Origin of the sequence: Streptomyces atroolivaceus (assembly GCF_000717025.1) — a bacterium.
In the GTDB taxonomy this organism is placed as follows: domain Bacteria; phylum Actinomycetota; class Actinomycetes; order Streptomycetales; family Streptomycetaceae; genus Streptomyces; species Streptomyces atroolivaceus.
The window spans coordinates 103,505-127,688 of record NZ_JNXG01000004.1; the positions used below are offsets into that span (position 1 = coordinate 103,505).

At 71.1% G+C, this 24,184-nt stretch carries 24 protein-coding genes; 6 read left to right on the forward strand and 18 right to left on the reverse strand.

All coding sequences use genetic code 11. The annotated features are described in order from the left end of the window. Positions 1–31: 31 nt before the first annotated feature. Both OO67_RS11985 and OO67_RS11990 read right to left on the reverse strand, forming a co-directional pair. On the reverse strand, positions 32–1,051 hold the full coding sequence (locus OO67_RS11985) for a zinc-dependent alcohol dehydrogenase (protein WP_033299634.1): 1,020 nt from the start codon (positions 1,049–1,051) through the stop codon (positions 32–34). Beyond that, a complete protein-coding gene (locus OO67_RS11990) occupies positions 1,048–2,202 on the reverse strand; it encodes a mandelate racemase/muconate lactonizing enzyme family protein (protein WP_033299635.1) in 1,155 nt (384 codons plus the stop codon). Before OO67_RS11990 ends, OO67_RS11985 begins: the two co-directional genes overlap by 4 nt. A gap of 145 nt (positions 2,203–2,347) precedes the next feature. Here OO67_RS11990 and OO67_RS11995 point away from each other — a divergent pair, with 145 nt between their 5' ends. Together OO67_RS11995 and OO67_RS12000 are read left to right on the forward strand one after the other, a co-directional pair. Beyond that, positions 2,348–3,139 (forward strand): EI24 domain-containing protein, encoded by a 792-nt coding sequence (locus OO67_RS11995; RefSeq protein ID WP_033299636.1) that lies wholly within the window; start codon positions 2,348–2,350, stop codon positions 3,137–3,139. Between the two features lie 66 nt (positions 3,140–3,205). Continuing rightward, complete coding sequence (locus OO67_RS12000; protein WP_033299637.1) at positions 3,206–3,814, forward strand: LysE family translocator; 609 nt, start codon at positions 3,206–3,208, stop codon at positions 3,812–3,814. Positions 3,815–3,826: 12 nt separating this feature from the next. On the opposite strand, the gene OO67_RS12005 is transcribed toward OO67_RS12000, so the two are convergent. The 3 genes from OO67_RS12005 to OO67_RS12015 form a co-directional block, all read right to left on the reverse strand. Continuing rightward, positions 3,827–5,773 (reverse strand): flavin monoamine oxidase family protein, encoded by a 1,947-nt coding sequence (locus OO67_RS12005; RefSeq protein WP_033299988.1) that lies wholly within the window; start codon positions 5,771–5,773, stop codon positions 3,827–3,829. 125 nt (positions 5,774–5,898) lie between these two features. Further along, the gene (locus OO67_RS12010) at positions 5,899–6,897 is read right to left on the reverse strand and encodes an aldose epimerase family protein (RefSeq protein ID WP_106972735.1); all 999 of its coding nucleotides are present in this window, start codon (positions 6,895–6,897) and stop codon (positions 5,899–5,901) included. A gap of 5 nt (positions 6,898–6,902) precedes the next feature. Continuing rightward, a complete protein-coding gene (locus OO67_RS12015) occupies positions 6,903–7,802 on the reverse strand; it encodes an SGNH/GDSL hydrolase family protein (protein WP_033299638.1) in 900 nt (299 codons plus the stop codon). Positions 7,803–8,161: 359 nt separating this feature from the next. On the opposite strand from OO67_RS12015, the gene OO67_RS12020 reads away from it, so the two are divergent. Beyond that, positions 8,162–8,656 (forward strand): DUF3145 domain-containing protein, encoded by a 495-nt coding sequence (locus tag OO67_RS12020; protein ID WP_033299640.1) that lies wholly within the window; start codon positions 8,162–8,164, stop codon positions 8,654–8,656. 179 nt (positions 8,657–8,835) lie between these two features. Here OO67_RS12020 and OO67_RS12025 read toward each other — a convergent pair whose 3' ends face one another. The 9 genes from OO67_RS12025 to OO67_RS12065 form a co-directional block, all read right to left on the reverse strand. Then, complete coding sequence (locus OO67_RS12025; RefSeq protein WP_033299642.1) at positions 8,836–9,687, reverse strand: hypothetical protein; 852 nt, start codon at positions 9,685–9,687, stop codon at positions 8,836–8,838. Positions 9,688–9,708: 21 nt separating this feature from the next. Then, on the reverse strand, positions 9,709–10,320 hold the full coding sequence (locus tag OO67_RS12030; protein ID WP_033299644.1) for a hypothetical protein: 612 nt from the start codon (positions 10,318–10,320) through the stop codon (positions 9,709–9,711). Between the two features lie 11 nt (positions 10,321–10,331). Further along, positions 10,332–11,762: a hypothetical protein gene (locus OO67_RS12035; protein ID WP_244300153.1), complete on the reverse strand. Its 1,431-nt coding sequence runs from the start codon at positions 11,760–11,762 to the stop codon at positions 10,332–10,334. A 70-nt stretch (positions 11,763–11,832) separates the two neighbouring features. After that, positions 11,833–12,282 carry a hypothetical protein gene (locus tag OO67_RS12040; protein ID WP_051709309.1) on the reverse strand — a complete coding sequence of 150 codons (450 nt, stop codon included), beginning with the start codon at positions 12,280–12,282 and terminating at the stop codon, positions 11,833–11,835. 341 nt (positions 12,283–12,623) lie between these two features. Beyond that, a complete protein-coding gene (fabF, locus tag OO67_RS12045) occupies positions 12,624–13,886 on the reverse strand; it encodes a beta-ketoacyl-ACP synthase II (RefSeq protein WP_033299647.1) in 1,263 nt (420 codons plus the stop codon). Between the two features lie 79 nt (positions 13,887–13,965). Further along, positions 13,966–14,214, reverse strand: a complete 249-nt coding sequence (locus OO67_RS12050; protein WP_014045780.1) for an acyl carrier protein — start codon at positions 14,212–14,214, stop codon at positions 13,966–13,968. Positions 14,215–14,277: 63 nt separating this feature from the next. Then, positions 14,278–15,309, reverse strand: a complete 1,032-nt coding sequence (locus OO67_RS12055) for a ketoacyl-ACP synthase III (protein WP_033299648.1) — start codon at positions 15,307–15,309, stop codon at positions 14,278–14,280. Positions 15,310–15,322: 13 nt separating this feature from the next. Continuing rightward, on the reverse strand, positions 15,323–16,237 hold the full coding sequence (locus OO67_RS12060) for an ACP S-malonyltransferase (RefSeq protein WP_033299650.1): 915 nt from the start codon (positions 16,235–16,237) through the stop codon (positions 15,323–15,325). A gap of 89 nt (positions 16,238–16,326) precedes the next feature. Then, on the reverse strand, positions 16,327–17,526 hold the full coding sequence (locus OO67_RS12065; RefSeq protein ID WP_033299651.1) for a PucR family transcriptional regulator: 1,200 nt from the start codon (positions 17,524–17,526) through the stop codon (positions 16,327–16,329). Between the two features lie 77 nt (positions 17,527–17,603). Between OO67_RS12065 and OO67_RS12070 the strand changes: the two genes are divergently transcribed. Further along, on the forward strand, positions 17,604–18,275 hold the full coding sequence (locus OO67_RS12070) for a pirin family protein (RefSeq protein WP_078597849.1): 672 nt from the start codon (positions 17,604–17,606) through the stop codon (positions 18,273–18,275). Between the two features lie 8 nt (positions 18,276–18,283). Here the strand turns inward: OO67_RS12070 and OO67_RS12075 are convergent, their stop codons facing one another. From OO67_RS12075 to OO67_RS12090, 4 genes are all read right to left on the reverse strand, one after another. Further along, positions 18,284–18,940: a response regulator gene (locus OO67_RS12075; protein WP_033299653.1), complete on the reverse strand. Its 657-nt coding sequence runs from the start codon at positions 18,938–18,940 to the stop codon at positions 18,284–18,286. A gap of 1 nt (position 18,941) precedes the next feature. Beyond that, positions 18,942–20,126 (reverse strand): sensor histidine kinase, encoded by a 1,185-nt coding sequence (locus OO67_RS12080; RefSeq protein WP_033299655.1) that lies wholly within the window; start codon positions 20,124–20,126, stop codon positions 18,942–18,944. 4 nt (positions 20,127–20,130) lie between these two features. Beyond that, the gene (locus OO67_RS12085) at positions 20,131–22,356 is read right to left on the reverse strand and encodes an MMPL family transporter (protein WP_033299657.1); all 2,226 of its coding nucleotides are present in this window, start codon (positions 22,354–22,356) and stop codon (positions 20,131–20,133) included. 122 nt (positions 22,357–22,478) lie between these two features. Then, the gene (locus tag OO67_RS12090) at positions 22,479–22,952 is read right to left on the reverse strand and encodes a DUF2269 family protein (protein ID WP_033299658.1); all 474 of its coding nucleotides are present in this window, start codon (positions 22,950–22,952) and stop codon (positions 22,479–22,481) included. Positions 22,953–23,039: 87 nt separating this feature from the next. Here OO67_RS12090 and OO67_RS12095 point away from each other — a divergent pair, with 87 nt between their 5' ends. Together OO67_RS12095 and OO67_RS12100 are read left to right on the forward strand one after the other, a co-directional pair. Continuing rightward, positions 23,040–23,381: a PadR family transcriptional regulator gene (locus tag OO67_RS12095; RefSeq protein ID WP_033299660.1), complete on the forward strand. Its 342-nt coding sequence runs from the start codon at positions 23,040–23,042 to the stop codon at positions 23,379–23,381. Beyond that, a complete protein-coding gene (locus OO67_RS12100; protein ID WP_033299661.1) occupies positions 23,378–24,052 on the forward strand; it encodes a permease prefix domain 1-containing protein in 675 nt (224 codons plus the stop codon). The genes OO67_RS12095 and OO67_RS12100 overlap by 4 nt, the downstream gene beginning before the upstream one ends. Positions 24,053–24,184: the final 132 nt, after the last annotated feature.

A 24,184-nucleotide genomic window follows, 5' to 3' on the forward strand; every position in this document is an offset into this window, starting at 1 on the left:
CCGTACCGGCGTACGGATCAGGGCGGGCCCTTCACGGCCGCAGCAGCACCTTCCCGGTCTCCGGATTCCCGGATCCCACCAGCGCCACGGCTTCGGCGAACCTCTCCAGCGGGAACTCGTGGGTGATCAGCGGCGCCGGGTCGAGCAGCCCGGCCGTGAACGCCCGCACCGCGTACGACCAGGCCGACGAGGGCGCACCGAAGACGCTGCGCACGGTGAGCTGGCTCAGCGACAGGTGCACCGGGTCGATGCCCACGGCGCCCGGGGTGAACATCCCGGTCAGCACCACCCGCCCGCCGCGCCGCGCCAGCAGGCACGCGTCGGCCGCGGTCGACGGCGCTCCGGCCGTCTCCACGACCAGGTCGTAGCGGCCCCGCACCTCCTCGGCCTCCTTGGGCACCCGCGCCTCGCTCGCCCCGAAGTCCAGGGCCTGGGCGGCCCGTCCAGCCCTCGGGTCGATCACGGTGAGCTCCGCGGGTGACACCGCCGCCAGCAGCTGCACCGCCAGCAGGCCGAGCGTGCCCGCACCCAGTACGGCGATCCGCTCACCCGGCTCGGGCGCCCCGGCCCGTACCGCCGCCGCGATCACCGCGGCGGGCTCCAGCAGGGCCGCGGCCCGCAGGTCGGCGTCGTCGGCCAGTGGGTGCAGCAGCCGCGCGGGGACCACCAGGTGGTCGGCGAACGCGCCGGGCCGGGTGAACCCCGTCTCGTCGTATCCCGCCGTGCACAGGGAGGTCTCCCCGTACCGGCACCGCTCGCAGCGCCCGCACGCCCGGAAGCCCTCGGCGACCGTGCGCCGGCCGGTCAGCGCGGGATCGACGCCCTCGCCCACCGCGTCGACGGTTCCCGACCACTCGTGGCCCGGCACCACCGGGTAGCGCACGTAGGCGGGGTCACGGTGGCCGTCGTACACCTCGCGGTCGCTCATGCAGATCCCGGCGGCGGCCACCCGCACCCTGACCTCGCCGGGGCCCGGCTCCGGGAGCGGGCCCTCGGCCAGCCGGTGACTGCCCGGCGAGTCGATGGTCAACGAGCGGGATGCAGAGGTCACTTGGGCTGCCTCTTCTCCCAGCCGTCCGCCCACAGGTCGAACCGCGCCTGCTGCTGCGGGAACTCCGCGGCCGCGTCGACGTCCAGCTCCACGCCGAGACCCGGGGCGTCGGAGAGTTCGAAGCAGCCGGTCGCGGGGTCGACGGCCGGGGCGCCCTTGACGACCTTCTTGATGTCGGCGTCCGCGAAGTCGTTGAAGTGTTCCAGGATCTTGAAGTTCGGGGTGCAGCCCGCGACCTGGAGGCTGGCCGCGGTCAGCACCGAACCGCCCACGTTGTGCGGGGCGATCAGCGTGTAGTGGGTCTCCGCGGTCGCAGCGAGCTTGCGGGTCTCCAGGATGCCGCCGATGTGGCCGACGTCCGGCTGGATGATGTCGGCGGCCTGCGACTCGAAGAGCTCACGGAACTCGATCCGGTCGTGGATGCGTTCACCGGTCGCGATCGGCAGGTCGACCTTCTCCGCGACCTTGCTCAGCGCCTTGAGGTTCTCCGGCGGCACCGGCTCCTCCAGCCACGCGGGCTTGAACGGCGCCATCTCACGGGCGATCCGCACCGCCGTCGACGGGCTGAACCGGCCGTGCATCTCCAGCATCAGCTCGGTGTCGGGCCCGATCGCGTCCCGCACGGCCTCGATGAGGGACACGGCGTAGCGGGTCTCCTCCTGGCCCAGCTCGAAGTGCCCCGTACCGAAGGGGTCGATCTTCAGCGCCCGGTAACCGCGCTCGACGACTCCCTGGGCCGCCTTGTGGTACGCCTCCGGGGTCCGCTCGGTGGTGTACCAGCCGTTGGCGTAGGCCTTGACCCGGTCGGTGACCTTTCCGCCGAGCAGCTGCCAGACGGGGACGCCGAGCGCCTTGCCCTTGATGTCCCAACAGGCCATCTCGATGACCGCGATGCCGGACATCACGATCTCCCCGGCCCGCCCGTAGTCGCCGTACTTCATGCGGCGGACGAGGTCCTCGATCGCGAACGGGTCGGACCCCTCGATGTGGTTGGCCGACGCCTCCCGCAGATAGCCGAGCAGCGCGTCCGTACGGCCGAGCATGCGGGTCTCGCCGACACCGGTGAGGCCCTCATCGGTGTGAACCTGGACGTAGGTGAGGTTGCGCCACGGCGTGCCGACGACATGCGTGCTGATTCCGGTGATGCGCACGTGTGTTGCCTCTCAACGTGTTCGGTATTTCGTCGCTCGTTCGAAATGCTGGCGTGACCGTAATGACGGGCCGGGTGAAGTGTCAATGGTTCGCGTAAGACCGACCGGCGCACGGGGGTCCGTCCGGCCTGGGTACGCTGACGCCATGAGTGATCTCGGGGCGGGTTTCGGTTACTTGATCAAGGGCCAGCGCTGGGCGTTCGGGCACGGCCGCTGGTTCGGCTTCGGCCTGCTGCCGGCGCTGGTCACCCTCGTCATCTACGCTGCCGCGCTGGTCGGACTGGGCTACGGCGCCGACGACTTCGTCGCCTGGGCCACCCCGTTCGCCGACGACTGGTCCTCGCCCTGGCTGGGCCTCCTGCGCAACACCCTGGTCGTCCTGGTCTTCGTGTTCGGGACGTTCCTCGCGGTCATCACCTTCACCGCGGTGACCCTGCTGGTGGGCCAGCCGTTCTACGAGTCCCTCTCCGAGGAGGTCGACCGCACCGAGGGCGGTGAGGTGCCGGAGTCGGGCCTGCCGCTCTTTCGGGAGCTGTGGATCTCCGCGCGCGACTCCGTCCGCATCCTGCTGCGCGTCGTGCTGTACGGGGTGGTGCTCTTCGCCCTCGGGTTCATCCCCGTCATCGGGCAGACCGTGATCCCCGTCCTGGGCTTCTGCGTCTCCGGCTACTTCCTCTCCGAGGAACTCACCTCCGTCGCCCTCCAGCGCCGTGGCATGGTCCTGAAGGACCGGCTCGCGCTGCTGCGCGGCCGCCGCATGATGGTGCTGGGCTTCGGGGTCCCGCTCACGCTCGCCTTCCTCGTCCCCTTCGTCGCCGTGTTCCTGATGCCGGGCGCCGTCGCCGGGGCCACGCTGCTGGCCCGGGAGCTCACGGCGACGCCCGCCGCCGGGCCGGTGCCGGCCCCCTCGTCGGCGTACACCCTGCACAAGGACTGAGCCGGAAGCGCCCGGACGAGCACCGGCCGTACGGCCGGGAACCGCAGCCGACCGAGGGGGAAGAACGTGACCGAGATCCTCGCCGTCGCCCTGATCACCGTGCTCGCCGTGATCAGCCCCGGCGCCGACTTCGCGATGGTCGTCCGCAACAGCTGTCTGTACGGGCGCAGGACCGGCCTGCTGGGAGCCGCGGGGGTCGCCGCGGGTGTCCTGGTCCACGTCACCTACACCATGCTCGGTGTGGGCCTCCTGATCGCCTCGTCCACGACGCTGTTCACCGCGATCAAGCTGGCGGGTGCCGTCTACCTCGTGTACATCGGCGTCCGGACCTTCCTCGACCGCGGCGAACTCACCGTCGACCTGGACGGGAAGAGCGGCCTGAGTGGTCTCGGGGCCCTGCGCACCGGCTTCCTCACCAATGTGCTGAACCCCAAGACCACCCTGTTCGTCGTGTCCACGTTCACCCAGGTCGTCGGGCCGGACACGGCCCTCTGGCAGCAGGCGGGCTACGGGCTGTTCATGTCCCTGGCCCACTTCGGGTGGTTCGGCCTGGTGGCGCTGTTCTTCTCCCACGCGCGGCTGCGCACCGCGGTGCTCCGTCGGCAGAAGGCGCTGAACCGGGGGATCGGCTCGGTCCTCGTGGGCCTCGGGGTCACCCTGGGCCTGGCCCGCTGACCGGTCCGCCCGTCAGGCGCCGTGGACCTCCAGCGCCGCCCTGACCGCCGACTCCAGGGCGCCCTCGATCCAGGCCGGCTTGATGGACGTGTGGCAGCCGGCGAAGTGCAGCGGCCCCTCCGGGGTGCGGACGTCGGGGAACAGCTCGGTGTGCTGGCCGGGCAGCAGCACCGACGCCTCGCCGTACGCGTACGGGTCGCGCATCCAGGACTGGGTGCGGCCCACGCCCGTGTAGAAGACCTCGACGCGCTGCCCGTACACGTCCTGCACCCCGCCCAGGGTGCGCGGGTAGCGCTCGTCGTCGTCCAGCGAGTCCCACTTCAGGGCGTCGTCGGCCCAGCTGTACGAGGCGAGCAGCACTCCGCCCGCACTGCCCTCCACGGGGTGCGAGGGCTGGTACATGAACCTGTTGGCGCTGTCCGTCACCGAGCCGCCGCCGATGACGCCGGCCGCCTCCGGCTGGTTACGGGCGGTGGCCCGGCAGGCGGCGTAGTGCACCCGCTGGTCGGGCGGGATGTGGCCGCGCGGTACGGAGGGGTGCGCGCCCAGCAGCGAACCGTCGGCCGGAGCCTTGCCCAGCCGGTAGGCCTCGTACAGGCCGGGCCGCACGGCCTCCAGCTCCCGCTTCCAGTCGGCCTCGTCGAACTCCCACCAGCGACGGCTGAACTCGAGCAGCACCTTGGTCGCCGCGTCGTAGTGGACCTCGGTGATCGCCCGCCGCTTGCCGTAGGACAGCGCCGGCGTCACCGGGATGTGCCGCAGCCCGGAGAAGGGCACGGTGATGATCGCCCGGTCTCCGGTGAAGGTCTCCCGGACGACGGGCCCGCCCCGGCCCTCCGAGACCGTCTCGACGCTCACCCCGTCCTCGGTGTGGCTGATGCGGGTGGCCCGGCGGTCCAGGTGCACCAGCTCCTTCACCTGCGCGTACATCGCGTCGGCCAGGGTCGCGGTGCCGTCGGGCAGCTCGAAGAAGGAGGTCGCGGGGCTGATCAGCGAGGCTCCGATGAAGCTGTGCAGGAAGGCGAGATGGAGGCGGGAGGTCATGTTCTCGACGGTGCCGATGAGGTCGACGGTGCGCTCGTCGAGCTTCGCCACCTCGGTCATGTACCGGAACATCGAGAAGTGCCCGTACCGCTGGAGCACCGTCGCCCAGCCCTCGACCAGGGCCGTTCCCTCCTTGCCCTCGATCTCCGCGCGTACGGGGGCGAACGCGTCCCGCACGATCTGCGAGGCGGGCGTGTTCTCGTAGGCCGCGGGAACACCGAAGGACCGGTTGACCGCCTGCGGCTTCGCGGCGTAGTCGGCGCGGCGCATCCGGACACCGTTGACGTGGATCCAGGTGCGGTTGGCGGGGCGTCCCTCGGCGTCCACGTCGACCAGGTGGAAGCGGCGGGTCTTCAGCCCGAGCCCGGCCATCAGCCCGGTGACCAGCGGGTGGCTGTCCGGGATGCGCATCGCGCCCGCCTCGGCGTACTGCTTCGGATCGGCGAAGGGCGGGTCGGACTTCTCGTGGCCGCCTGCCCTGAAGGTCTTGATGCGGCCGCCGACACGGTTGCCGTTGGCCTCGATCACGGTGACGGTGTGTCCGGCCTCGTGGAGCAGCCGTGCCGCGGTCAGCCCGGCCGGTCCGGCGCCGACGACCAGCACCTTCCTGGGCGCGACCCGGGTGCGGGGCAGGCCCTTCTCCAGCAGGATCTCCCGGTAACGGGGCACCAGGTCACGGTCGTTGCCGTCGCGCACCAGGATGGCGCGGGCGGCGGTGAGGCAGGCCTCCCAGTCGGAGCCGGGCGCCGCTCCGGGCGCGGCGGCGGCCCGGGGCGTCGTGGTGCCCGCGGACGGGGCGGCGACGGACGGGGTGGCGGCGGTCACGGCGAGGGCCGCGGCACCGGCCGTCGCGCCCGCGATGAGGGAGCGACGGGAAGGTCGGGCGGCTGACGATGCGTCAGCGGGTGAGGTCATGGTGATCACCCTGCTGTGCGGGACCGTCCGCGACCGTCACGGACGCGCCCCCGGCGCCCTGATTCACCCACCGGTGATCTTGGCCTTCCGGTGTTGACCCAGGCCGGTACAGGGGGAGTTGGGCCTCAGCGCACGGAGAATCCGTACACCGTGGTGGAGGTGAACTCCTCGCCGGGCCGCAGCACCGTGCTCGGGAACCGGGGCCGGTTCGGCGCGTCCGGGAAGTGCTGGGTCTCCAGCGCGATCCCGGCGCACGGCACGTACGGATCACCGTCGAGGTGGTCGGCGGTGTACAGCTGCAGCCCCGGTTCCGTCGTGCGGACCGTCAGCAGACGGCCGGACGCCGGGTCGTACAGCTCGGCGGCCGGCTCCCCGCCGGTCTCCTCCAGCACGTAGTTGGTGTCGTAGCCGGGGCCCACCGGCTTCGGCTCCCGGAAGTCGAAGCGGGTCCCCTCCACCGGCAGGAACTCGCCCGTGGGGATCGACTCCTCGTCCCTGGGGGTGATCCGCCCGGCCGCGAGCCGCAGCTCGTGCCCGAGCGCGCTCCCGCTGTCGGCCCCGGCGAGGTTCCAGTACGTGTGGTTCGTCAGGTTCACCACGGTCGGCGCGTCCGTCGTCGCCCGGTAGGCGATCCGCAGCGCTCCGTCCGCGTCCAGGGTGTACGTCACCGACACCGCGAGCCGCCCCGGGAAACCCTCCTCGCCGTCCTCGGCGACCAGGGAGAGCCGCACACCGTCCGGCACCTCCTCGGCGTCCCACACCCGCTTGTCGAAGCCGCGCCCACCGCCGTGCAGGGTGTTGCGGCCCTCGTTCCGCGTCACCTGGTGCGTACGCCCGTCCAGGACGAAGGACCCGCCCCCGATGCGGTTCGCGTACCGGCCGACCACGGCGCCGAAGTAGGGGCCCGTGTGCCTCTCGTACCCCTTGAGGTCCGGCAGCCCCAGGGCCACCTCGGCCCGGATGCCGTCCCTGCCGGGCACCGCGACGGACTGCACCACGGCGCCGTACGTCAGCACCCGCACCCGGGTGCCCTCGCGCTCCAGGGTCCAGCGCCGGACCGGCGTACCGTCGCCGAGCGTGGAGAAGTCTTCGCTGTGTACCGCTGCACCCGTCGTCACGATCAAGAACTCTACGCGGGGGGCCCGGCCGCCGTGACATTGCGGTAAGCGATTTCTGCCAGCCTGGCCTGGCCGTTGCGTCCCGGATGGAACCAGTCCCACTCACTGAGCTGCTCACCGGTGAACCGGTAGTCGAACACGGCCCCGCCGTCGTAGCGGCAGCGCTCGTCCCGCGTGCAGACGTCCCTCAGCACCCCGTTGTACGCGACGACCCTCTCCCGCACCGCGTCGCGCCGTGCGACGGCCGCGGCACCCATGTCGTCGGCGTCACCCAGCATCGACCGGCAGATCCCCAGCTTCCAGATCTGCTTGCCCAGCGGATTCTCCCGCCCGGTCGACCAGAGCCGCTTGAGATCCGGCACGCTCGACACGTACACCTGCGACTTCGGGGCCGAGGCACGCAACCGCCGCATCGACGCCTCGAAGGAGGCCCGGAAATCGGCCACCGGGGTCATGAGCCCCACCGAGTCCCGGCAGGCGTCGTTCGCGCCGATCATCACCGTGACCAGCTCCGGCTTCTCCTGCGCCGCCAGCGCCATCTGCTCCGGCAGCTGTGCCATCCTGGCGCCCGAGACGGCGTGGTTCCAACTGTGCGAGGCGGCCTTCGACGCCCCCAGGAGACGTACGGCGAGGCTCTTCACCCCGCCGTCGGTGCCGGTCGCCCAGGAGACCTCGGGGCAGTCGGCCAGCACCGCGCAGGCGTCGAAGCCGCGGGTGATCGAATCCCCGACGGCCGCGACGGAAGCGGGGCTCGCGTCCCACGCCGGCGTCGGAGAGGGGGAAGGGCTCGCCGCGCCCGCCGTGCCCCCGTCCGAGCTGCAGCCCGTGAGCGCGGCCGTACCGGCGAGCGCGACCGCCGCCAGAGTGGTCGCGGCCCCCCGGACGCGACGGCGTGACGAACGCTCAGGCATACCTGTTCCCCTCGGTCACACGGGTGATTTTGCCCGTGGCACACCCGGACAGTCCCAGGTGGCGGGCCCTCACGCCCTCGCGGGTGAATGCTGAGCGAATCACAGGCCCGGGACCGACGGTACGTCACACACCCGGCCCCGGCGCACGGTAGCTTTTCCCCGTCGAACCAGTGGGGCCCGACGGGCCCGCACACGAACAACGGGTCCGGTAAGTTATCTCACGTCACATACTGTCCCTTTTCAGGAGATTCACTCCCGATGCTGTTTACTGATGACAACCTCGGGAGCCGGCCGGGAAGAGGCGGTACGGGCGCGAGGCCGCTGGGGAAGGCGAACCTCGTCCCACACTGGAGGTCCCGGTGACGACACGTGGAGTTCTTTACGTTCACTCCGCACCGCGCGCGCTGTGCCCGCACGTCGAATGGGCGGTAGCGGGCGTACTCGGTGTGCGGGTCCAGCTGGACTGGACCAGACAGCCGGCCGCGCCCGGCACCTGGCGGTCCGAATTCTCCTGGAAGGGCCGTGCCGGTACGGCCTCGGAGCTGGCTTCCTCCCTCCGGGGCTGGGACCTGCTGCGCTTCGAGGTGACGGCGGAGCCCTGCCCCACGGCGGAGGGCGAGCGCTACAGCTCCACGCCGGGGCTCGGTATCTTCCACGCCGTCACCGGCATGCACGGCGACATCCTGGTCCCGGAGGACCGGCTGCGGGCGGCGCTGGAGCGGTCCCTGCGCGGCGAGACGGACCTGGAGGCCGAGGTCGCCAAACTCCTGGGCAAACCCTGGGACGACGAGCTGGAGTCCTTCCGCCACGCGGGAGAGGGCGCGCCTGTGCGGTGGCTCCACCAGGTGGTGTGACGGGGGCCGTCCCTCGACCCGGCCTTGAGGCAGAGGGCGCGGAAACGTTTGCCCGCGTCGTCCGGCTGCCGCGCCGGCGACTGCCCGGGGATCACGGTCGCGCTCGTCGCACCGGGCGAGGCCTGGGGCAGGACCGCCCCGGGACGGCCCGGGGCCGGGGCCCACCCCCGGCCTCGCTCCTAGGCGGCGCCCGAGCGTCCAGCGGCGTTCCGGAGCTCGTCCTGGTCGGGCAGCAGCGCGGTGATCCGCGTCCAGATCGTCTTGGCGTCCACGCGGACGAGCCTGAAGGGGGAGCCCGGGGCGACCCGTGATCCGGGCACAGGTTCGGTGGGCAGCTCACGGAGCCAGTAGCCGAGCGGGCCGCAGTCCCAGACCGCGAAGCCGCGGGCCTCCATACCCTCCCGGCCGGCCTGGACCTGCCAGGCCGAGGTCAGGCGCCAGCTCGAACGCAGCTCGGAGATCAGGTCGGTGAGGAGCGTCAGCGACGGCTCAGCAGGGCCGCCGCCCGCCGCGAGGGCATGGTGGACCGCCTCGCGCTCCTCGCCGGCGGACCGGACGAGCCGCTCCCCCTCCAGGATCGCGAGCCCCGCCTCGACGGCGCCGATGGTCGTCTCGACGACGGGGACGGCCGCCTCACGGGCCACCGAGGACTGCTGGAGGTTCACCATGTCGGCGAGCTTCCACACCAGCATCTTCGGCTCGACGCAGGAGTACTCGGCCTCGGCCGTGCCCGGCCACCCTTCGTGGACGACGACGTGTTCGTCGCCGATGAACATGCCGTGGTGCAGCTTCCCCTGCCTGCCGGCCGCTTCCAGCGTGATGATCACCCCCGGCGCGAGGATCGTCTTCATCAGCGGGAGCAGCAAGGGGGAGAGCTTGCCCTCCCCGTTGATGAGGCCGCAGCCCAGCAACTCCTCACGGGCCTCTGCGAACTCGTCCGGCGACGGGTTCCCCGCCGCCAGTTCGGAGAGCACGATCAGGTGCCCGTCGGCCAGCCTGAAGCGGGCACGGGAAATGTCGAACGAAGGCATACGCACTCACTTGGTAGTGGCTCAGGCCTGGGACTCGGACCAGAAATTGAAGATTCTCGCGAAACCCGCCCGGACCGCCCCGCGCCGGGTCAGTACGGACCGGTCGACTCCGGTGAAGAGGACCGCGAGGGTGACGTCGGCGGGCAGGACCCGGCCGGTCGCCTCCACGGTCATCCTCCGACCGTTTCCGCGGCCCGACTGCCGCACGGTGACGACGCATCCGGGGTCTTCGGAGTCGGCTTGCCGGGACAACGTGTACGCCCGGCGGTTGGCCGCCTTGAGCTTGTACACGTCGCCCAGGTACGTCATACGCAGGGAGCGCCCCCCGTGCGTAGGCGCCCACCGGTTCCGGCTCATCCGCACGAGCCCGTCCCCGACGCGAAGCGTCGAACGGTTGATGGTCGGCATCGAAACGACCTCCGCGTGCACGCCACGGGTTTCGAACACGGCCGTGGGGATCACGCTGCCGCGCACCTCCGTGACCATCACGTTGGGCACGTCCCTGCCCGCCGGGTACACCACTTTGATGTCGCCGAACTCGGGGGAGGTGCCCTGCCAGCCGAACTTCTTGAGCCCGACCGGTTGCCTCTCCTTCCAGGACGCGAGCGTGAACGGGGTGATCCTCGTGTGCATGTCTTTCCTCGCTAGTCGAACGGGTTGAGGGCGCTGCCCAGCTTCTTCGCACCGTCGGCGATACCGTCCCCGATGTCCGAGGCCTTGTCGCCCACCCATTCACCGGCCTTCTCGATCCCGTCGCCGATGGCCTCGTGGTTGTCCCAGACGAGGCAGCCGGCATACACCAGGCCCGTGCCGACCGCCAGACCCGCCGTGACCGGGTTGGGCGCCACGGTCAGCGCGGTCATCGACGCGCTGAACGCCGTACCGCTGAGGTCGCTGGCGAACTTCGCGGGGTCAGCCTTGATCATGTCCGTGTCGTACGTGGCCAGGTTCGCCACGCCGTAGGCGGTGGCCGCGACGCCGCCGACGACACCCGCGCCCCGCATCCATCCGGCCGCCTTCGCGGCGTTCGCCAGGCCACCGTTCTGCGCGACCTTGACGAGGCTGGCCTCGCCCGCGCTCGGCATGAAGAAGGCGCCGTTCCGCATGTAGCCGCCGAGCATGGCGGCCTCGTCGGACCCGGTGAGGGCGGTGACCAGGCCCGGCGGCACCTTGCTCAGCATGCTTCCGGGCACGGCTCCGGCCATGCGGTTGTTGATGAGGGTGGAGAGGAAGGTGCCGGGCGCGGTGACGACCTTGTCCTTCTTCAGGTACTTGAACAGCTTGAAGGCGCTGCTCCCGCTCCCGCCGACCGCCGCGGCGAATGCCGCCGCGGTGATCGTGCCCTTCTGTACGGCGGCGAAGAGCTCCGCGAGCCGCTTGCTGCCCGTGAGCTTCTCGACGCCGTCCTTCTGGAGGCGCTGGATGTAGTCGTCCAGGGTCTCGCCGTCCCGCATGGCCAGCGAGGCGAGCTGCATGCGGTCCTGCTTCTGCTGGTCGTCAGCCGTCGCGACCTTGTCGGCGTTGCCGTTGAAGCCGCCCGTCGTGCCGTCGCCCTTCCCGCCGCCGCTGTCCTTGACCACGGCTTCGAGGTCCTTCTGGAAGTCCTTGTCGGCCTCGTCCACGAGCTTCACGCAGGACTTGATGTACTCGGCCCAGGACTGCTCGCTGTCCCGGACGCTCTTGGCGTAGTCCGGATCGTGACGGAGGGCGTCGCGCTCGCTCTCGGTGGCCCGCTCGTAGTCGAAGGCCACATTGCCCTGTTCGGAGACCCGCATACCCGCCTTGACGGCGTCGGCCCGGGCCCTTTCCAGCCGCTCCTTCAGTTCCACGAACTGGGTGTGCGCATTCAGCAGGAGCGTCGCCGTCGCTTTGGCCTGCGTCTGGGCGGCCTGGTACTCGTACCGGGTCGCCGCGAAGTTCAGGAATGCGGCGTTCGCGCTCTCGCCCCGCCAGGAATCACCGAGTGTGACCTTCTGAACACTGTCGCGATATCGTTTCTCGACCTTCGCGAATTCCTCCGCCATCGACTTCCACTTGTCGGCCGCGGCGGAGAGTTTTGCGAAGTCGGTCGTCATGACTTCGCTGTAGGTCAGCATGCCCGGCCCCCGTGGAACGTCTCGAAGTGGTGCGGCGGTCGGCGCTCGCTCACCGGTAACCGTCGATCGCCGAAGGCAGCCGGATGACGTCGATCCCGTCACGACTGCCGATGTCGGCGCCCCGCAGGGTGGTGGCGGTGCTCCTGAGGCCGTCGCGCTCGCGTCCCAGCCGGCCGAGCAGCGTCTTGACCTGCCCGTCCCAGGTGGTCTGCACCTTCTTCAGTGCAGCCGCGGTCGCCCAGCCGCTGAAAGCCGTGACGGCGCTGCCGTTGGACTCGTCGGCGTGGTTGCCCGCCCTCTTGGTGCTCGTCAGCAGTTCGTTCTCGATGACGCCGGCGGCGGCGTTCTTCTCGGACGCCGTCGATGCCAGCGTCGACGTGCCGCCGGGACCGTAGCCAGGGGCCGGGCCCTCCTCGGGGAGGCCGTTCAACCGCATGCCCGTGGAGCCGTGTTCGGCCGCCGCGGCCCGCAAGCCGGACCATTCCTCGTCGAAACCCATTCCGCGCCGACCCCCGGTCCTGATGATCACTAATTTGCGCTGAATTGTATAGGCGAGGTGCTTGGGCGTCACTTCGGTACTCCCTCGGCATCAGAATTGATGACGCGTGAAGCTCCACTTCGGTTCCCGTCGGCATATCGGCCGCTAACGGTGAAATTTCGGATGAAAATGGATCAGCCGGAATGGTGGCGTAACTCTCGGAGAGCAGCGGGTGGCCCTCTCTCCGGTCGTCGGGTTCTCCCGAGCGGCATCCCGTCACGCCGGCTCGCCCCGGGGACGGTCCGCACGCATGCAGGAGGCCCGCCTCCCGGAAGGGAAGCGGGCCTCTCGGCAGGCTGAGGTCAGACCGAACGGAACGCCAGCACCACGTTGTGGCCACCGAAGCCGAACGAGTTGTTGATCGCCGCGATCGACCCCTCCGGCAGCGCCCGGGGCTCACCGCGTACGACGTCCGCTTCGACCGCCTCGTCGAGGTCGTCGACGTTGATGGTGGGCGGCGCCGTGCGGTGGTGCAGCGCCAGCACGGTCGCCACGGTCTCGATGCCGCCCGCGCCCCCCAGCAGGTGACCGGTCATGGACTTCGTCGCGGAGATCGCGACGTGGTCCAGGTCGTCGCCCAGCACCGCACGCAGTGCCTTGATCTCCGCGATGTCACCCTGCGGTGTGGACGTGGCGTGCGCGTTCAGGTGCACGACCTCCGACGGCTTCAGATCCGTGGAGTCCAGCAGGTTCTGCATCGCCGCGGCGATGCCGCGACCGGTGGGCTCGGGCTGCGCGATGTGGTGGGCGTCGGCTGACAGGCCCTGGCCCAGCACCTCGCAGTAGACCTTGGCGCCCCGCGCGGCGGCGTGCTCCGCGGACTCCAGGATCACGACGCCCGCGCCCTCACCGAGGACGAAGCCGTCACGGGCGGTGTCGTAGGGGCGCGAGGCCTTCTCGGGCTCGTCGTTGCTCTTCGACATCGCCATCATGTTGGCGAACGCCGCGATCGGCAGCGGGTGGATGGCCGCCTCGGTGCCACCGGCGACGACCACGTCGGCACGGCCGGTGCGGATCATCTCGACGGCGTAACCGATGGCCTCGGCACCCGACGCGCAGGCGGAGACCGGGGTGTGGACACCGGCCTGGGCGTTGACCTCCAGGCCGACGTTGGCCGCCGGGCCGTTGGGCATGAGCATGGGAACGGTGTGCGGGGAGACGCGGCGTACGCCCTTCTCCTTCAGCACGTCGTACTGGTCGAGCAGGGTGATCACGCCGCCGATGCCGGAGGCGATGACCGAACCCAGACGCTCGGGCTGGATCTTCTCGTCCTCACCGGCCTTGCCGGTGAAGCCGGCGTCCGCCCACGCCTCGCGGGCCGCGATCAGCGCGAACTGCGCCGAGCGGTCCAGCTTGCGGGCGAGCGGACGGGGCAGTACCTCGCCGGGGTCGACGGCCGCGAGGGCGGCGATCCGGACGGGCAGTTCGGCGAAACGTTCGCCCTCGAGAGGCTTGACGCCGGAACGGCCGGCCATCAGACCTTCCCAGGTCGATGCGGAGTCGCCACCCAGCGGAGTGGTTGCGCCGATACCGGTGACGACCACGGTGCGATTGGTCGGGCTCACTGGAAAATCTTCTCCACGTGTAGAGGGTCGTGAATCAGCGGCGCCACCGCCGGGTGGCGACACACGGGACGGGCTGGGATCAGCCCTGGTGCTTCAGGATGTAGTCGGCGGCGTCGCCGACCGTCTTGAGGTTCTTGACGTCCTCGTCGGGGATCTTGACGTCGAAGCGCTCCTCGGCGGCGACGACGACCTCGACCATGGACAGCGAGTCGACGTCCAGGTCGTCGGTGAAGGACTTGTCCAGCTGGACGTCCTCGACCGGGATACCGGCGATCTCGTTGACGATCTCGGCGAGACCGGTGACGATCTCTTCCTGAGTGGCGGCCATGTTGGCGCTCCTTCGATGTGTTTCTGCAGGGTTCGGGCGTGCGGACCGAAAGGTCCGGTGTGCCTAGGGGAGGGTAACGACCGTCGCGGCGTAGACGAGACCCGCCCCGAAGCCGATGATGAGCGCCGTGTCGCCGCTCTTGGCCTGACCGGTCGCCAGAAGCCGCTCCATTGCGAGCGGGATCGAGGCGGCCGACGTGTTGCCGGTGGTTTCCACGTCACGGGCGACCGTGACGTGCTCCGGCAGCTTGAGCGTCTTCACCATCGAGTCGATGATCCGCATGTTTGCCTGGTGCGGAATGAAGACATCCAGGTCCTCCGGGGAGATCCCGGCCGCTTCCAGCGCCTGCTGGGCGACCTTCGCCATCTCGAAGACAGCCCAGCGGAAGACCGCCTGGCCCTCCTGCGTGATGGCCGGGAACTTGACCTCGCCCCGCTCGTTGAGCGGGAGGTTCGAGACGTCGCCGATGTTGAAGTCGTTCCACGCGACGGTCTGCTTGATGGTCTCGGACTTGTCGCCCTCGGAGCCCCAGACGGTGGGGCCGATGGCCGGCTCCTGGGCCGGGCCGACGACGACCGCGCCCGCGCCGTCCCCGAACAGGAAGGCCGTCGCGCGGTCCTCCAGGTCGGTGAGGTCGCTGAGCCGCTCGACGCCGATGACGAGTACGTACTCCGCCGAACCCTCGACGATCATGCCCTTGGCGAGGGTCAGCCCGTAGCCGAACCCCGCGCAGCCGGCCGAGATGTCGAAGGCGGCGGGCTTGCCCGCGCCGATCCTGTGCGCGATGTCGGTCGCGACGGCAGGGGTCTGCTTGAAGTGCGAGACGGTGGAGACGATCACTCCGCCGATCTGCCCGGGAGTGATCCCGGCGTCCGCGATCGCCTTCCCGGACGCCTCCACGGACATCATGGACACGGTCTCCTCGTCGGAGGCCCAGTGGCGGGTGGCGATTCCGGAGCGGGAGCGGATCCACTCGTCGGACGAGTCGATCGTCTCGAGGATCACCTCGTTGGGCACGACACGGGTCGGGCGGTAGCCGCCCACACCCATGATCCGTGCGTACGGGGCGCCCTTGCTGGGCTTGATCTTCGACATGCTCTCGGGCTCCTTAGGCGCCCGCGTGCTCGGAGATGAGCGCGCGGGCCGCGTCGAGGTCGTCGGGGGTCTTGAGCGCGAGGGTCTTCACGCCAGGCAGCGCGCGCTTGGCGAGCCCGACCAGGGTCCCACCCGGTGCGGCCTCGATGAGGGCCGTGACACCGAGCTCGGCGAAGGTCTCCATGCACAGGTCCCAGCGGACCGGGTTGGCGACCTGGCCGACCAGCCGCGAGATGACCTCGTCGCCGGTGGCGACCGTCTTCCCGTCCGCGTTCGACACGTACGTCACCTTCGGGTCGGCGACCGTCAGGGCGGCGGCCGCCGCACGCAGCTTCTCCACGGCCGGAGCCATGTGGTGCGTGTGGAACGCGCCGGCCACCTTGAGCGGCACCACGCGGCGTACGCCTTCGGGCTTGTCCTCGGCCAGTTCGGCGATCTGGGCCGCCGTGCCGGCTGCGACGATCTGCCCGCCGCCGTTGACGTTGGCCGGGGTGAGCCCCAGCTTCTCCAGGTGCGGGACGGTGACGTCCGGGTCGCCGCCGAGGAGCGCGGCCATGCCCGTCTCGCTGACCGCGGCGGCCTCGGCCATGCCGAGCCCCCGGGTGCGTACGAGACGGAGCGCGGCCTCGTCGTCGATGACGCCGGCCAGCGCGGCGGCGGTGATCTCACCGACGCTGTGTCCGGCCACGACGCCGGGCGAGGCGTCCAGGGCCGCGGCGGAGAGGAGACCGGCGGCGACCAGCAGCGGCTGAGCCACCGCCGTGTCGCGGATCTCGTCCGCGTCGGCCTTCGTGCCGTAGTGGGCAAGGTCGAGCCCGATGGCGTCGGACCATCCCGCGATGCGGTCGGCGGCACCGGGGAGTTCGAGCCAGGGAGTCAGGAAGCCGGGCGTCTGAGCGCCTTGGCCGGGAGCGACGAGTACGAGCACCCTCACACTCTCTCTTGTGGACGGCCCCGGGCGCCCGTGGGGACAGGGACGAAGAACCGTCGGGGGAATTGTTGAAGTTCGACAAAAGTCTAGGACTGCGCGTCTCCGGCGGCCAAGCGCCCCAGGATGAGAGCGATTCGCAGAGTGAACGCGGAACGGACGTCGGAGGGTGACCATCCGGTGACGTCGGTCACACGTCGCAGCCGGTAGCGCACGGTATTCGGGTGCACGAACAGCATGCGTGCCGCGCCCTCAAGACTGCTCGCCTGCTCCAGATACACACTCAGCGTCTCCAGAAGTGCCGATCCCGCCTCTTCGAGCGGTCTGTAGATCTCCTCCACCAGCTGATCGCGCGCGGCCGGGTCGCCGGCCATCGCACGCTCAGGAAGGAGATCGTCCGACAGGACGGGCCTCGGAGCGTCCTGCCACGCCGAGCAGGCCTTCAGACCGGCTGCCGCGGCCTGCGCGGACCGGGTGGCCGCGAGGAGGTCGGGCACGACGGGACCGGCGACCACGGGACCGGCCGCATAGGGGCCGATCAGCGACTTCGCCACGTTCAGGGGGTTGTCGCTGCCGCCGGCGATCACGACCAGACGGTGTCCGAGGACCCCGGTCAGGACCTGGAGCTTGGCGTGCCTCGCCGCCCTCCGGATGGCCTCCACGGTGAGCTCGCTGTCACCTTCGGGAGCGGTGCCGAGGACGACGCACACGTGCTCGGGGGAGTTCCAGCCGAGGGCGGCGGCCCGGGACACGGCACCCTCGTCCGCCTCCCCGGACAGCACCGCGTTCACCACCAGCGACTCCAGCCGGGCGTCCCAGGCACCGCGGGCCTCGGCGGCCTGCGCGTAGACCTGGGCGGTCGCGAAGGCGATCTCGCGCGCGTAGACGAGCAGCGCCTCGCGCAGCACCGACTCGTCGCCGGGCGCCGCGACCTCCTCGATCGCGGTCTCCATGACCTCGATCGTCGTACGCACCATCTCGACCGTCTGGCGCAGGGTGATCGCCCGGGTCAGCTCGCGCGGAGCCGTGCCGAACACGTCGGTCGAGATCGCCTGCGGTGTCTCCGGGTGCCGGAACCACTCGGTGAACGCGGCGATACCGGCCTGGGCGACCAGGCCGATCCAGGACCGGTTCTCCGGTGGCATCGCCCGGTACCAGGGCAGCGTCTCGTCCATACGGGCGATGGCGTTGGCCGCCAGCCGGCCGGAGGACTGCTCCAGCCGTTTCAGGGTCGCGGCGTGGAGATGGGCGGCATGCGAGGCGGGCTGCTCAGGATCGGGTCGGGGCACGACACAAGACTGCCTTATCGGGACAGGTAACCGGAGGGGCGGGGCTCGGGGGCGGCCGGCGGGGATACCTTGGGGGTGTGATGGACGTACGCCGGTCCGGGGACCGCTTCCGTGGCGGGGACCCGGCCACGGGTGGCTCCGCAGGCATCGAGACGCTGCACGCGTTCTCCTTCGGCCGGTTCTACGACCCGGACAACCTGCGCTTCGGACCGATCCTGGCCTGCAACGAGGAACGCCTCGCCCCCGGAGCCGGGTTCGACGAGCATCCGCACAGCCACACCGAGATCGTGACCTGGGTGGTGGAGGGCGAGCTCACCCACCGCGACTCGGCCTCGCACGCCACCGTCGTACGGGCCGGGGACGTCCAGCACCTGAGCTCGGCCGCGGGGGTGCGGCACGTCGAGCGCAACGACGGGGAACACCCGCTGACGTTCATTCAGATGTGGCTGGCCCCTCTGCGCCCCGGAGGGGACCCCTCCTACACGCACGTCGCCGGGATCGCCGACTCCACGCCGTACGCCCTCCCCGAGGCGGGCGCGATGCTTCACGTACGCCGGCAGTCCGAGGGCGAGCGCACCGCCGTGCCGGACGCTGCGGGCGTCTACGTCCACGTCGTGCGGGGCCGCGTGCGGCTCGCGGGCGAGGAGCTGCGGCCGGGGGACTCGGCCCGGATCACGGAGGCCGGAGGGCTGGAGCTGGAGGCGCTGGAGCCGGCCGAGACGCTGCTCTGGGAGCTCGCCGCCGTGTAGGGGCGGCACTACGGGCGCCGCTCCAGCAGCCCGCGCTCGAGCGCTGTGACGACCGCGTGGGTGCGGTCGCTGACGTCGAGCTTGGCGAAGACCCGCAGCAGATGCGTCTTCACCGTGGCCTCCGTGATGACCAGCCGCCGCCCGATCTCGACGTTGGACAGTCCGTCGGCCACCGCGCTCAGCACCTCCACCTCCCTCCTGGTCAGGGTCACCGGCGCCGGCCTCCGCATGCGGGCCACCAGCCGCGCCGCGACGCGCGGAGCCAGGACGGTCTCTCCCCGGGACGCGGAGTGGATGGCGTCCACCAGCTGCTCGCGGGTCGCGTCCTTGAGCAGGTAGCCGATCGCACCGGCCTCGACGGCGCGCTCGATCTCCGTGTCGGTGTCGTAGGTGGTCAGGATCAGCACCCGGGTCCGGGTGCGGCCGGCGACGATCTCGGTGGTGGCACTCGTCCCGTCGAGCACGGGCATCCGCAGGTCCATCAGCGCCACGTCGGGCTCCAGCCGCTCGACGAGCCCGACGGCCGCCCGGCCGTCCCCGGCCTCGCCGACGACGTCGATGGTGGGTTCGTCGGCCAGCAGGGCGACGACCCCTGCGCGCATCACCGTGTGGTCGTCGGCCACGATGATCCGGACCCTGCTCCCGGCCGCTGCGCCCTCTCTCACTTCAGCCCCTTCCGTCGGTGGGAACCATGGCGAGGACGCGGGTGCCGTCGCCGGGCGAGCTGGTGACGGTGAGGTCGCCACCGAGCTCGGCGAGGCGTTTGCGCATGCCGTGCAGTCCGAAGCCGCGGGAGTCCTCGGTCACGAAGCCGCAGCCGTCGTCGGTGATCTCCAGCTCCACACCGTAGGGCGACGCCGTGAGGACCACCTCCACCGCCGAGGCCGCCGCGTGCTTGCGTACGTTGGCGAGGGATTCCTGGGTGCAGCGCAGGAGCGCGATCCGTGTCTGCTGGTCGCACGACACGTCCGGCAGTTCCGAGGTGACGCCGATCCCGGTGTCCTCGGTGAACCGGTCCAGGGTCCGGCGCAGGGTGTCCGCCACCGAGCCGGTCGCGACACCGCTCCGCGGGGCCGCACCGACGAGCACCCGCGCCTCGGCGAGGTTCTCGCGCGCCGTGTTCTCGATCGCGAGCAGCTGCCTCGCGCTTCTCGCGGGATCGGTCTCCGGGGAGGACCGGGCCGCCTCCGCGAGCACGACGACGGACGCGAATCCCTGGGCGAGCGTGTCGTGGATCTCCCGCGCGAGCCGCTCGCGCTCGTCGGCCGCACCCTGGCGGTGGTGCGCCTCGGCGAGCCGGAGCCGGGCGTTCTCCAGCTCCGCCCGCAGCCGCCGGGCCCGCTCGTCGGCGTCCTCGGTGATGCGGTTCACCCCGAGACCGATCAGCACCCCCGCCGCGTAGCCGATGAGCGTGAAGAGCACGTTGCCGGTGAAGAACTCCCCGTCCGGGCCCTGCCGTACGGCGTTTCCGGCCACCACCCCCGCCGCGGCGAGGCCGCTGAGGGCGATCGCCGCACGCGCGTTGGCGGTGTAGATCCAAAAGTGCGGCAACGTCACCACGAAGAGCGCCGCACCGCCGTTGAGCAGGTACGACATCGCGCCGAGACCCGCGACGAGCACGTACAGGTAGGTGCGACGGCGCAGGGCGGGGCTGCCGGGGAACAGCCCCACCGCGCCGTAGGACAGGGCGAGCACGGCCAGCAGCGCCAGCACCGGGAACCTGGTCGTGCCCGGTGCGTCGGCGACCGCGACGGCCGGCGGGACCACGCCCAGCAGCACCCAGAAGACGGCATTCCACCGGTGCAGCGCCGGTACGGTCAACCCGGCTTCGGGCTGCGGCCGTTGATTCACCGCATCAGCCTACTTCCGCCAGGGGCCCGGCGGCGGGGATCTCGGTCCGCCCGCCCCGCCGCCCGGGGCGCCCCGGCCACCACGCACGCTCGCCGAGGAGCAGCAGCACCGACGGCAGAACCATGAGCCGGATGATCACGGCGTCCAGCAGGACGGCCACGGCCAGGCAGAAGCCCATCTGCTTCATCTCGGTGAGGTGCAGGGCCACGAACGCGCCGAACACCGTCACCATCACGATCGCCGCGCTGGTCACCACCTTGGCCGACCGGTTGATGCCCTCCACCACCGCCTCACGGGCGGACATGCCGTTCTGCCTGGCCTCCTGGATCCGGCTGACCACGAACACCTGGTAGTCCATCGACAGGCCGAAGAGGATCACCACGAGGAACAGCGGCACCCTGGACGCGATCGCTCCGAGGGAGTCGAAGGCCAGCAGCCCCTCCGCCCACGTCCCCTGGAAGACCAGGACCAGCAGGCCGAGCGAGGCACCGGCGGACAGCAGGTTGAGGACGACGCCGACGATGCCGATGACCACCGAGCGGAAGGCCCACACGGTCATCAGGAACGTCATCAGCAGCAGGAACCCGATGACCAGGGGCAGTTTGTCGCTCTCGTGGGCCACGTAGTCCTGGCCCCGGGCCACGTCGCCGCTCACCCCCGTCTCGACGCCGGGCAGTTGACCGACCGTGGCGGGGATGTGGTCCTGGCGGAGGTGGACGAGCGACTCGATCGCCTCGTCGGAGGGCGCGGGGTACGGGACGGCCAGTCGCAGCACGCTGATCCGGCCGTCGGGTGACGTGCGGACCGTCGGCCCGGTGCCCTTCGTGCCCTCCACGCCCTCTGCGAACAGCGGATCCGCCTGGGCCCGCCGCCCGAGGTCCACCAGGGCCTGCTTCACCCGCGGGGCCTGCTCAGGGGTGGAGCGGGCCACGACCTCGTGCGTGACGAGGAGTTCGGGGAAGCTGCCGGTCAGCCGGTCGTAGACCTGCATGGCCGGGATGTCGCGGGAGAAGGTGTCCTTGCCCGGGTCGATGAGCTTCAGGCCCAGCGCGGGTGCGGCCAGTCCGAGCATGACGAGGACCGACAGGCACAGGGTGAGGCCGGGGCGGGTCCGCGCGGGCCGCAGGAGGGCGCCGAACACCCGCCCGGTCTCCGGCTTCGCGACCGGGGCCGGCTTGCCGCGCTTCGCCCTGCGGGCGGCCCTGCGGGGGGCGAGGCGTTCGGTCCGGCGGCCGATCTTGACCAGCAGCGCGGGGAGCGCGGTGAGCGAGCTGGCCACGGCGACGGCCACGACGAGGATGGTGCCGGTCGCCAGCGAGGAGAAGATGACGTCCGTGGCGAGATACAGGGTGGCTGTGGAGACGATCACGGCGAGACCGGAGACCACGATGGCCCGGCCCGCAGTCGCCGCGGCCAGCTCCACGAGGGCCTCCGAACTGAGCCGGCCGCCCGCGCGCGCCCGTTCCTCGCGTTCACGCTTGAGGTAGAAGAGCGTGTAGTCGACGCCCACCGCCAGACCGATGAGCAGGATGAGGTTCGTCCCGACCCCGGCGTCGGGCATGACGTGCGAGGCGACCATGGACAGGCCGATCGCGGCGGCGATCGAGGAGAGTGCCAGCATCAACGGCACACCGGCCATGACCACCGAGCCGAACACGACCAGCAGGGTGAGGGCGGTGACGGGCAGGCTGATGCGCTCGGAGAGCGCGAGGTCCTCGCCGCGCTGGTCGTTGACGCCCTTGCTGATGGCGGGGGATCCGGTCTCCTCCACGATCACGTCCGGGTGGCTCGCACCGGCCTCCGCCGTCTGTTCCAGGAGCGGTACGACGGTTTTCCTGCCCTCCAGCTCGGGCCCGTTCATGGTCACCGAGACCAGCAGGACCTTGCCGTCCTCCGAGCGGACGGGGGCCGCCACGCTCTCCACCTCGGGCAGGTCCCGCATCCGCGCGGTCACGTCCTGGGCCGCCGACCCGGCAGCGGCCATGTCCAGCGGTCCGGACCGGGGCCGGATCAGGATCCGCTCGGTTGGCTCGCGTTGCAGACCGCCCTCGGTCGCCATCGCTTCGGCGCGTCCCGCCTCGCCGACCCAGAAGTCCTCGGTGGTCGCCTGGTTGGTGCCCACCGTGATGCCGGCCGCGAGGCACAGGACGACGAACGCGAACCAGCCGGCTATCGCGCGCCCGGCGTGCCGGGCGCTCCACCGGGCCATCCGTACCTGGAGTTGTCTCATGCCGGAAATCCTGGTCGGCGAGGGGTTCTCCCCGGCACGTACGGCCGGTTGAACCTGTTGTCCACCGGCCGGTGGACAACAGGGGTGGGGCTGCCCTCAGCCCGGCGCGGTCCGCGCGGGGATCACGCGCCCGTGGTGGAGCCGGGGCGGACGATCATCAGGACGACGACCACGGCCCAGACGAGGTTGAAGACGCCGGTGAGCATCGTCAGCCGGGCCGCCGTGGGGCGCGCCTCCTCCGCGGTGGGCGCGTCCTCACCCTCGGCGAGCAGGCGCCGCTGCCCGGGCAGGATGGCGAATCCGAGGAGGACCGCGGCGATCACGGTCAGTGCCAGCGAGACGATCAGCCAGGCATCGGTGAGCACCCCGAGCGCGGCACCGGTCGCTATCCCGAACACGGGCACGACGATGCCCCCGAGCGCGTAGGCGTAGCAGACGCGGTGCAGGAGCGCGGCGACCCCGGCGGACCGGCCGGCCGCCTCCGTGCGGTCCAGCGCCTGCAGCGCGTAGCGCGGGAACATCGAGGCGGCGACGGTGATCGACCCGACGGCCACGATCGCCGCGAGGACATGGATGGATAGCAGCAGCTTGGTCACTGCGGGTGCCTCCTGCTCGGAACGCGCATATGTGTTGGCTGCCAATACATACACTGCCTACGGTTCTTTTGGGTAGGCTGCCTACCTATGAAGACGGATGCGGTGCGAGGGCACCTCGACGGACTGCTGCTGGCCGTGCTGGAACCGGGCCCGCTGCACGGGTACGCGATCATCGCCGCCGTGCAGAACCGCAGCGGCGGCGTACTCGAACTGCGTACGGGCACGATCTACCCGGCTCTGAACCGGCTGGAGCGGGTCGGGCTGCTGAGCAGCAGCTGGGAGTCGGCCGGTGAGCGGCGCAGGCGCTGTTACGAGCTCACCGAGGAGGGGCGGCGCACCCTGGCGGGTGAGCGGACGGCCTGGGACGAATTCACCACGGCGATCGGCTCCGTCCTGAACCCCTCCACCCCGCCCGGGCTGCCCACGTGAACGCCGCCGGCAGGCAGGCCGACCCCATCGCGGAGTACGAGGCAGCCCTGACGGCCGTCCTGCACGGACCCGGCGGGGAGAAGGCCCGCATGATCGAGGAGCTGTGGGACGGCCTCGCGGACACGGCCGAGGCCCACGTCGACGAGGGGGAGTCCTACGAGCGTGCCGCACGCCTGGCGGTGCGGGAGTTCGGGACCGTCGAGGAGATCGCACCGGTCTGCCAGCGCGAACTGACCATCGCTCAGGCCCGGCACACGGCCCGGACGGTCATCCTCATCGCGCCCTTCCTGGTCGCCTGCTGGTACCTGGCCCGGACGTCCGGCCTCCCCGGAACGGCCTGGCAACTTCCGCGTACGGCCCAGTCGCTGGCGGTGCACCTGGCCGCCGTCGCGATCGCCGCCGCCCTGCTCGCCGCGTCGACGCTCGCCGCCACGGGCACACTCGCCCGTCGGCTGCCCACGCCACGCCGGCTGCCCCTGGTGGTCGCCTGGGCGGGCACCACGACCAGCGTCACCATGGCGGTCGCGACACTCGCGCTCGCCGTCGCCGCCGCGCTCGCCACGGACTGGCCGCTGCTCGCCCTGGCCGGTGCCCTCTCGGCCGCCTCGCACGCTGTGGTGGCGTCCTCGGCCCGCGCCAGCCGCCGCTGCGCCCGCCTCGCCGTCGCGTAGAGCCCGGGGCCGTGCGATGGCCGGCCCGGCGACCTCGGCGGCGAGACGGTGACAGCAGTGGTGACAGCGACCCGCTGGGGCTACGACCATGGTCGAGGAGAGGATTCACTCGCTGAGTGCGACATGAGGGAA